The organism is Frankia sp. AiPs1, from assembly GCF_023716945.1.
GTDB lineage: Bacteria > Actinomycetota > Actinomycetes > Frankiales > Frankiaceae > Frankia.
On the sequence record NZ_JAMQQF010000253.1, the window covers coordinates 1 to 8,206 of the forward strand.

At 71.5% G+C, this 8,206-nt stretch carries 8 protein-coding genes; 1 reads left to right on the plus strand and 7 read right to left on the minus strand.

Annotation, left to right across the window (positions count from 1 at the left end; all coding sequences use genetic code 11):
- The 6 genes from nuoE to ND748_RS19640 form a co-directional block, all read right to left on the minus strand.
- The coding region (nuoE, locus tag ND748_RS19615; protein WP_251747463.1) for an NADH-quinone oxidoreductase subunit NuoE at window positions 1-581 on the minus strand (581 nt) is incomplete at its 3' end.
- Window positions 581-1,975 carry an NADH-quinone oxidoreductase subunit D gene (locus ND748_RS19620; protein ID WP_251747464.1) on the minus strand — a complete coding sequence of 465 codons (1,395 nt, stop codon included), beginning with the start codon at window positions 1,973-1,975 and terminating at the stop codon, window positions 581-583. The genes nuoE and ND748_RS19620, both read right to left, overlap by 1 nt.
- 58 nt (window positions 1,976-2,033) lie before the next feature.
- Window positions 2,034-2,813: an NADH-quinone oxidoreductase subunit C gene (locus ND748_RS19625; RefSeq protein WP_251747465.1), complete on the minus strand. Its 780-nt coding sequence runs from the start codon at window positions 2,811-2,813 to the stop codon at window positions 2,034-2,036.
- Window positions 2,800-3,675, minus strand: coding sequence for an NADH-quinone oxidoreductase subunit B family protein (locus ND748_RS35090; protein WP_374215980.1), 876 nt, complete (start codon window positions 3,673-3,675; stop codon window positions 2,800-2,802). Before ND748_RS35090 ends, ND748_RS19625 begins: the two co-directional genes overlap by 14 nt.
- On the minus strand, window positions 3,666-4,028 hold the full coding sequence (locus tag ND748_RS19635; protein WP_044885120.1) for an NADH-quinone oxidoreductase subunit A: 363 nt from the start codon (window positions 4,026-4,028) through the stop codon (window positions 3,666-3,668). Before ND748_RS19635 ends, ND748_RS35090 begins: the two co-directional genes overlap by 10 nt.
- A gap of 415 nt (window positions 4,029-4,443) precedes the next feature.
- On the minus strand, window positions 4,444-5,748 hold the full coding sequence (locus ND748_RS19640; protein WP_251747466.1) for a geranylgeranyl reductase family protein: 1,305 nt from the start codon (window positions 5,746-5,748) through the stop codon (window positions 4,444-4,446).
- A gap of 739 nt (window positions 5,749-6,487) precedes the next feature.
- On the opposite strand from ND748_RS19640, the gene ND748_RS19645 reads away from it, so the two are divergent.
- Window positions 6,488-7,204 carry a dienelactone hydrolase family protein gene (locus tag ND748_RS19645; RefSeq protein ID WP_251747467.1) on the plus strand — a complete coding sequence of 239 codons (717 nt, stop codon included), beginning with the start codon at window positions 6,488-6,490 and terminating at the stop codon, window positions 7,202-7,204.
- 56 nt (window positions 7,205-7,260) lie between these two features.
- Here the strand turns inward: ND748_RS19645 and ND748_RS19650 are convergent, their stop codons facing one another.
- Window positions 7,261-7,986 (minus strand): demethylmenaquinone methyltransferase, encoded by a 726-nt coding sequence (locus ND748_RS19650; protein WP_251747468.1) that lies wholly within the window; start codon window positions 7,984-7,986, stop codon window positions 7,261-7,263.
- Window positions 7,987-8,206 lie beyond the last annotated feature (220 nt).

Consider the following 8,206-nt stretch of genomic DNA (forward strand, 5'->3'; position numbering starts at 1 on the left):
GGTCCCGCGACGCCCTCCGGGCGCGGGTCGCCGAACCCGGCGAGCTGGCGGGACGTCTCGGCGAACGAGCACAGCGGACCGCCGCGGGTCGGCGCGGGCCGCTCGCCGGCCTGCAGGCCCTCGACGATGGCCTGCGCCGAGTCGGGATCGACCTGGTCGTAGAACTCGTAGTTCACCGTCATCACCGGCGCGTAGTCGCAGGCGGCGAGGCACTCGGCGTGTTCGAGGGTGATCGAGCCGTCCGGGGTCGTCTCGTCGTGGCCGACCCCGAGGCGTTCGGCGACCCGGGCGAAGACCTCGTCCCCGCCGAGCAACGCGCACGACAGGTTCGTGCAGACCGAGACGAGGTAGTCGCCGGCGGGCCGCCGCTTGTACATCGTGTAGAAGGTCGCGACCGCGCCGACCTCGGCCTGGGTGATGCCGAGCGTGTCCGCGCAGAAGATCACCCCCTCGGTCGTCACGCAACCCTGCTCCGCCTGCACCAGGTGCAGCAGCGGCAGCAGCGCGGAGCGGGAGCGGCCGGCCGGGTAGCGGGCGATGATCTCGGCCGCGGCGGCGTGGGTCTCGGGTGCGAAGGTCATCACCGATCAACTCCCCCGAGCACCGGGTCCACCGAGGCGACTCCGACGATCACGTCCGCCACCTGGCCGCCTTCGGTCAGCGCCGGGACGGCCTGCAGGTTGACGAAGCTTGGGTCGCGGACGTGGACGCGGAACGGTCTCGTCCCGCCGTCGCTGACCACGTGGTAGCCGAGCTCGCCGCGCGGCGACTCGATCTGCGTGTAGACCTGGCCGGGCGGCACCCGAAAGCCCTCGGTGACCAGCTTGAAGTGGTGGATGAGGGCCTCCATCGAGGTCCCCATGATGTTCCGGATGTGCGCCAGCGAGTTGCCCATCCCGTCGGCGCCGATCGACAGCTGCGCGGGCCAGGCGATCTTCTTGTCGGCGACCATGACCGGCCCCGGCCGCAGCCGGTCCAGGCACTGCTCGACGATCTTCAGGGACTCGCCCATCTCCTCCAGCCGCACCAGGTAACGAGCGAAGGAGTCCGCCTCCAGGGCGGTCGGCACGTCGAACTCGTAGGTCTCGTAGCCGCAGTAGGGCATGGTCTTGCGCAGGTCCCAGGGCAGGCCCGCGGCGCGCAGCACCGGCCCGGTGACGCCGAGGGCGATGCAGCCGGCGGCGTCGAGGACGTTGACGTCGACCATCCGCGCCTTCCAGATCGGCTGGCCGGTCAGCAGCCGGTGGTACTCGCGGATCCGCTTGGGCATGTCGACGAGGAACTCCCGGATGGCCCGCTCCGTGCCGTCCGGAAGGTCCTGGGCCAGGCCGCCGGGCCGGATGAACGCGTGGTTCATCCGCAGCCCGGTGATGAGTTCCAGCAGGTCGAGGATCTTCTCCCGCTCCCGGAACCCGAAGATCATCGCGGTGGTGGCGCCGAGCTCCATCCCGCCGGTGGCCAGCCACACCAGATGGGAGGAGATCCGCTGCAGCTCCATCACCAGCACCCGGATGACCGTGGCCCGCTCGGGGATGTCGTCGGTGATGCCGAGCAGCTTCTCCACGGACAGGCAGTAGGCCGCCTCGTTGTACAGCGGGGACAGGTAGTCCGCGCGGGTGAGGAAGGTGACCGCCTGGGTCCAGGTGCGGTATTCGCAGCTCTTCTCGATCCCGGTGTGCAGGTAGCCGATGACGAGACGGGTCTCGGTGACCGTCTCGCCCTCGATCTCCAGCACGAGGCGCAGCACGCCGTGGGTGGAGGGGTGCTGCGGCCCCATGTTGACGACGATGCGCTCGGCGTCCTGCTCGCCGGCGCCGAGGATCTCCTCCCAGTCGCCGCCGGTGACGGTGTAGACCCGACCGGCGGCGGATTCGGTGAAGCCGGCCTCGTAGGCCGAGGAGCCGTCGGTGGGCTGAGCAGTGCCGTTGGTGGGCTGGGCGGTGGATGTGTGCGGGGCCGACGTGCTGGGCGTCATAGCGAACCTCGGATGTCGCCTCGGGGATGCAGGCGGCCGGTCAGGGCCGGGTGCGGGATCACGAGTAGCTCCGGCGCTCGTCCGGCGGCGGGACCGTGGCGCCCTTGTAGTCGACCGGGATGCCGCCCAGCGGGTAGTCCTTGCGCTGCGGGTGCCCGATCCAGTCGTCCGGCATCATGATCCGGGTCAGCCCGGGATGGCCGGTGTAGACGATGCCGAACAGGTCGTAGGCCTCCCGCTCGTGCCAGTCCGCGGTGGGCCACACCGAGGTCAGGCTCGGCAACGTGGGGTCGGCGTCGGCGACGGAGACCTCCAGCCGCAGCCGGCGGCGATAGGTCATCGAGGTCAGGTGGACCACCGAGTGCAGCCGGCGGCCGGTGATGTCGTCCGGGTAGTCCACTCCGGACAGCGACGACAGCAGCTCGAAGCGCAGTCCCGGGTCGTCGCGCAGGGTCTGGGCCAGCGCCGGCAGACTCTCCCGGCGCACGTGCAGGGTCAGCTCGCCACGGTCGACGACGGCCCGCTCGACGGCGTCGCCGAGTTGCGGGAAGACGCGTTCGAGCGCGTCGTACACCGCGTCGGCGTCGGAGTCGCCGAACGGCCGCTCGCTGGCGGCCAGCACCGGGGCCGGGGCGACGAGCCGGCCGAACCCGGAAGTGTCGCCGGTGCCGCCGGAACCGAACGCGTCGTGGCGCCGTCCCGGTCGCACCCCGTTGCCGCCGTACGGGTTGCCGCCGTCCGGGTTGCCGCCGTCCGGGTTGCCACCGTCTACCAGCTCGCCGGATCCGTTCGCGGTGGCCCCGCTCTCGTCGAGGCTGCCGCCGTCAGGGGGTGTCATGGCTCGCTCCTGGGTCGGCGTCCCGCTGTGCGGCGCCGGTACCCGCCGTCGCGCCGCCCGGGGCGGCGTCGCTGTCGGCGATGTCGGCGGTGCTCGGACCAGGGCCGTGGGCCCGCGACTCGTCGGCGGGCTTGGCGTCGACGGGGATCCTCTTGGCCCGCCCGAACACCGACGGCGGGGCGATCGCCGCCGGCCGCCGGGTGTCGAAGACGGGTTCGACGGCGCCGCTGCCCGTCGGGACCGGCGCGCCGGTCGGGATCCGGAAGCGCTTGCGGTCATTGACGGACAGGGTCCGGGTGTCGAGCTCACCCGCGGGCAGCCCGGCGCGGGCGGTGGCCACGTCGATCGGCTTGGGGTAGGGCGACGAACCGGACTCCGTGTGCGGAGTCTTGCCGGTGACCGGCCCGGCAAGGATCTTCTCGTGCAGCTTGATGATGGCGTCCATCAGCATCTCCGGCCGCGGCGGGCAGCCGGGCAGGTACATGTCGACCGGGACGATGTGGTCGACGCCCTGGACGATGGCGTAGTTGTTGAACATGCCGCCGCTGCTGGCGCAGACGCCCATCGACAGCACCCACTTGGGCTCGGGCATCTGGTCGTAGATCTGCCGCAGCACCGGTGCCATCTTCTGGCTCACCCGGCCGGCGACGATCATCAGGTCGGCCTGGCGGGGACTGGCCCGGAAGACCTCCATGCCGAACCGGGACAGGTCGTAGCGGCCGGCACCGGTGGACATCATCTCGATCGCGCAGCAGGCCAGCCCGAAGGTCGCCGGCCACAGCGACGACCGCCGCGACCAGTTGGCGAGCTTCTCGACGCTGGCGAGGAGTACTCCTCCGGGCAGCTTCTCCTCTAGTCCCATTCCAGACCTCCACGACGCCACTCGTAGGCGTACGCGACGAAGATCGTCGCCATGAACAGCGCCATCGCACCGAGGCCGAACACCGCGAGGCTGTCGAACGCGACCGCCCACGGAAACAGGAAGATGATCTCGATGTCGAAGACGATGAAAAGCATCGCGGTGTTGTAGTACTTCACCGGGAAGCGCTGCGGGCCGGCCGGGGCCGGAGAGGGCTCGATCCCGCACTCGTAGGCATCGATCTTCGCGCGGTTGAACCGGCGCGGGCCGATGAGCGCGCCCGCCGCGACGGAACCGACCGCGAACAGGGTCGCGATCGCCAGCAGAACGAGGATCGGCACGTAGTTCGAGAGCATGCCGAACTCCTCCCCTTCAGAAGAGTGTTGCCGGACGTTATGAGGAATGGCTTCCCGGTGAACGGAACACAAACGGTCCGCGCTCGGTGTTCGTCACGTTTCTGGCCATTTGATGACGGCGCCGGAAGCGGGGCGCCCGCTTGGAGTCCGGGCCAGACCCCCTGGCCCGGTGGTACTTCGTTGCCTCGCCGGCCGCTTCCACCGGTTCCCCCCACACCGCACGACCCCAGGCCCTCCGACGGCGGGCTGGTCCCACAGTCCTGGCCGCGGAGAAAACGATCCGGGAGCGCCCCGACACCCTGTCGCACTCCGCCCCGACACCGGCCCTCGTGCGCCGGCATCGTTGTGCTCGATATACCGGAATTCCGTCGATCCGACCCGTGTCGCACGCCACCGGATCGACCCGGGTAACACGTCAGGCCGCGGGAGCGAGCCGGGTCATGGCATTGATCAGTCGGTCCATCGCATCCCCTCCCCGGGGGTCGGTGAGATTCGCCATGATCTTAAGGACAAAACGCATGAGGGTCGGCCGCGGCAGACCGTACTTCGTGCCGAGCGCCATCACGGTCGGGTTCCCGATGAGCTGGACGAAATATCGGCCCAGAGTGTAGTACCCGCCGTATTGGGCGCGGATTATCGCCGGGTAGTGCCCGAGGGCGCGTTCCCGGGCGGACCCCTCGGCGCGGGCGAGCGCCTGCACGGCGACCTCGGCCGCGTACCGGCCGGACTCCAGCGCGTAGGCGATGCCCTCGCCGTTGAACGGGTTGACCATGCCGCCGGCGTCGCCGACCAGCAGCACGCCGTCGCGGTAGTGCGGGGTCCGGTTGAAGCCCATGGGCAGGGCGCTGCCGCGCACCGGGCCGATCGCGTTGTCCTCGGTGAAGCCCCACTCCGGCGGCAGCGCCGCGAGCCAGCGACGCAGCAGGTCGGTGTAGTTGGTGTTCTGGAAGGCGTCGGTGGTGTTCAGCAGGCCGAGACCGACGTTGCTGGTGCCATCACCGACGCCGAAGATCCAACCGTATCCGGGCAGCAGGCGACTCTCGCGCGGGCGGCCCTCCCACAGCTCGAGGTGGGACTCGAGGTGGTCGTCATTGGTGAGCGGGCTGCGGTAGTAGCGGCGGACGGCGACGCCGAGCGGCCGGTCCTCCCGGCGGCGGATGCCGAGCGCCAGCGCAATCCGGGCGCTGTTGCCGTCCGCGGCGATGACCAGCGGCGCGCGGTAGGTCACCGGCTCCCGGTCGGGCCCGGTGCGCGCCAGTACGCCGACGACCCGGCCGGTGCGCTCGTCCAGCAGCGGCCCGGTGACAGCCGTGCCCTCCTGCAGCCGGACACCGGCCTTCACCGCATGCCGAGCGAGCAGGTCGTCGAAGTCCAGCCGGGGGCGGACGAGGCCGTAGTCGGGCCAGCTCGCCAGGTCCGGCCAGGGCAGTTCCATCCGCACGCCGCCGCCGACGATGCGCAGCCCCTTGTTGCGCGCCCAGCCGGCGGCCGGCGAGGTGTCGATGCCCATCTCGACGAGGCTGCGCACGGCACGCGGGGTCAACCCGTCGCCACAGACCTTCTCCCGCGGGAAGGTCGTCTTCTCGACCAACAGGACGTCGAGCCCGGTGCTGGCGAGGTGGTAGGCGGCCGACGAGCCACCGGGACCGGCGCCGACCACGATGACGTCGGCGTCGGTCGTCGACCCGCCGCCCACGCCGTCAGTCCTTGTCGTCGCCATGGCCACCCATTGCTCCGGATCTGCTCGACCGCCCGTCCCGGGAGCACTCCCGGCCGGGACCCTCCGCTTGAGTGCTCGTGAAATTCTTCACGAGCGTCCTCGGCGAGTGTAGGCCCTACGCAGGCCAATCGCACCAACCTGGATGCGCTGAAGACCGGACGAGTCGACTTCGCGAACCCAATGACCACCGTGAGCGACCGTTTCCGGCTCCCGACCCACGCGGACCCGCCGCGGCGTCCTGGCGCAACTTCTAGGCAAGCGTACAATGCCGACCCCCCTCTTCGCATGACCCCTGGTCCCGAGCGTGACAGCCGCGCCAGGCTCTCCGGCGTGTCACGCATCGCAATTCACCCACTACCCGCAGCCGACAACCGGAAATGGCCCATGGCACCTTCTCCCGACGGGGTGGGATCACCGCCTGTGCGGGGTACTCACTCGCTGGCCGCCCGAAACGCGGCGCTCGTCCGCGGGCGCCGGTACGTCACGGCGGTGCCACCGGGCTCGCGCGGGGCACGTCCGGACCAGGCGCCGCCGCCCGAACGGGTAGTCCCGGCCGGCCCAAGCGGGTGGCGCCAGGCCGGAAGGAACCACCCTGACCTCGCGGTCACGACCTTTCGTCGCGATCCGAACCGCCCATCCGCCCACCCGACCGACTGCCGCATCGACCACGCCACGTCAGCCGACCCCGAAGAAGCGCAAAGTATCCCAAATCCGCAGTGGTTCCGAAGTGAGAGAGCCGATGACCGAAGAGACCGTCGTCCTGCCCACCGCCGATGGGCCTGCCCTGGCGACGCTCGCCGAACCCGACGGTCCCGCCCGCGGCGGCGTCGTGGTCCTGCACGAGGCGTTCGGCCTCACCGAGCATGTGCGGGGCCTGTGCGACCGCTTCGCTCGGGCCGGCTGGCGGGCGATCGCGCCCGACCTGTTCCACCGCGTCGGCTCGCCGGTCTTCGACTACGACGACATCGCCTCGGCGGTGAAGGTGGTCGAGGGCCTCGATGGCACGGACCTGCTGGATGACGTCGACGCCGCCCTCGCCGTCCTCGCCGAGGAGGGAACGGCGCTGGACCGCTGCGCCGTCGTCGGCTTCTGCCTGGGCGGGAGCATCGCCTTCCAGGCCGCGGTGGCCCGCCCGTTCGGTGCGGGGGTCACGTTCTACGGCGGCGGGATCCGCACCCGACGCTTCGGCGAGCCGAGCCCGCTGGAGATCGCCGGGCGGCTGCAGGCACCGTGGCTCGGCCTGTACGGCGACCAGGATCCGAGCATCCCCGTCGAGGACGTCGAGGCGCTGCGGGCCGCGGCGGCCGAGGCTCCCGTGCCCACCGAGATCATCCGCTATCCCGAGGCCGGGCACGGCTTCCACAATGACGCCCGCCCGGCATCCCACCATCCGGCGTCGGCCCGCGACGCCTGGTCGCGCACCCTGACCTGGTTCGACTCGCACCTACCCGGCTGACCGGCACCCACCGTGCGTACCGCACCGCACTCCCCGGGCCGCCCCGGGCGGGCGAGTCAGTCGGGGGCGTGGCCGCGGTGGAGGGCGACGACGCCGCCGGTGAGGTTGCGCCAGGTGACGCGGGACCAGCCGGCCTCGCGCAGCAGACCGGCGAGCTCGGCCTGGGCCGGCCAGGCCCGGATCGATTCGGCCAGGTAGACGTAGGAGTCCGGGCTGCTACTGACCGTGCGGGCGACCCTCGGCAACGCCCGCATCAGGTACTCCAGGTAGACGGTCCGCCAGGGGCCCCACACCGGACGGGAGAACTCGCAGACGACGAGCGAGCCGCCGGGCCGGGTGACCCGACGCAGCTCGGCAAGGCAGCGCACAGTGTCGGCCACGTTGCGCAGCCCGAACGAGATCGTCGTGCGGTCGAACGCGGCGTCGGGGAAGGGCAGGTGCAGCCCGTCCCCGGCGGTCAGCACCACCCGTCCCGTCGGGCTGGCGGGCAGCGGCTTCTCGGCGAGACGGCGCTGGCCGGCACGCAGCATGCCCAGGGAGAAATCGCAGGCGGCGACGTCCGCGCCGGCCTCGGCGAAGGCCCGCGAGGAGGTGGCCGTGCCAGCGGCGAGGTCGAGGACCCGCAGGCCGGGGCGCAGATCGAGGAAGGCGGCGGTGGCGCGCCGCCAGGTCCCGTCGAGGCCACCGGAGAGCACGGCGTTGGTCAGGTCGTACCGCCCGGCCACGCCGTCGAACATCGCCGCGACCTCCTGCGGCCGCTTGTCCAGCCCGGCCCTGCCCACCGTGCCCCCTTCCGTCGTCGGTTCCGACCCACGCCGCACCGATTCACCCGGCACCGATGCATGCCGCACCGGTCCGAACCCGCCGCGCCGCTCAGCCACCGGCCGGTCCACCGACCGCGGGTCCCCCGGCCATCGGTCCCGCCGCCGCGCCGGCCCCGGCCGCAGATGCGTCGGCCGTGGATCTGCCGCCGAGCAGCTCACCGTCAAACCGGGCCAGGGC

What these genes read in the sequence shown, in the direction of transcription:
- ND748_RS19620 (WP_251747464.1), bottom strand. Translation starts at nt 1,975, where the DNA reads ATGACGCCCAGCACGTCGGCCCCGCACACATCCACCGCCCAGCCCACC.
- ND748_RS19625 (WP_251747465.1), bottom strand. Translation starts at nt 2,813, where the DNA reads ATGACACCCCCTGACGGCGGCAGCCTCGACGAGAGCGGGGCCACCGCG.
- ND748_RS35090 (WP_374215980.1), bottom strand. Translation starts at nt 3,675, where the DNA reads ATGGGACTAGAGGAGAAGCTGCCCGGAGGAGTACTCCTCGCCAGCGTC.
- ND748_RS19635 (WP_044885120.1), bottom strand. Translation starts at nt 4,028, where the DNA reads ATGCTCTCGAACTACGTGCCGATCCTCGTTCTGCTGGCGATCGCGACC.
- ND748_RS19640 (WP_251747466.1), bottom strand. Translation starts at nt 5,748, where the DNA reads ATGGCGACGACAAGGACTGACGGCGTGGGCGGCGGGTCGACGACCGAC.
- ND748_RS19645 (WP_251747467.1), top strand. Translation starts at nt 6,488, where the DNA reads ATGACCGAAGAGACCGTCGTCCTGCCCACCGCCGATGGGCCTGCCCTG.